This window comes from Micromonospora aridisoli (genome assembly GCF_056150025.1).
In genome coordinates, this window is the sequence record NZ_JAXCFK010000154.1 from 1 (window position 1) to 540 (window position 540).

Annotated in this window: 1 protein-coding gene; it reads right to left on the reverse strand. The window is 34.6% G+C overall.

The features are described 5' to 3' along the window. The coding region (locus SM447_RS29845) for a hypothetical protein (protein ID WP_474576200.1) at positions 1-540 on the reverse strand (540 nt) is incomplete at both ends.

Below are 540 nucleotides of genomic sequence, written 5' to 3' on the forward strand. Positions count from 1 at the left end.
TTCTGATAATTTTTGAAATGCAGGGGTTTTAGATAATATACTTCCGTTTTTGTAATTTGCAATTAGAGTATGTAGCCCTTCTTGATTTTTAGAGAATCCAATAAAACCTCCAAGCTCAAAAAAATAATTAGCCTCAAATGGAGGTACCAGAGGAGTAAGGATGGTAGAAAAAATAGTAGGGTCCTCATATTTATAAATTGGAACGCCACGGTATGTAGTGACAAGCTGTTTTTGATTGATAAGGTTTTCTGTACTCATTTCCTTATCAATCAGTGTAAGCATTAATATTTTTGATTTGGTTAATTGAATAACACTAATCTCTGAAGATGCTAATAGGAGCGCATCGACAGATGCAGGCATATCCTTGCTATTACGGTCTTGAAACAGTGCTAAATTCTGTTTTAGAACCTCAAAGTCGTCATAGGTGTATGATTGTATGCTTTCGACTGAAGCAGGACATATTTTAGTGATTTTGTTCTCTTGAGGAAGTGTATTTCTAAAAATGCCTAAAACACTTGGAATAGAATCTTTGAGGGTGAC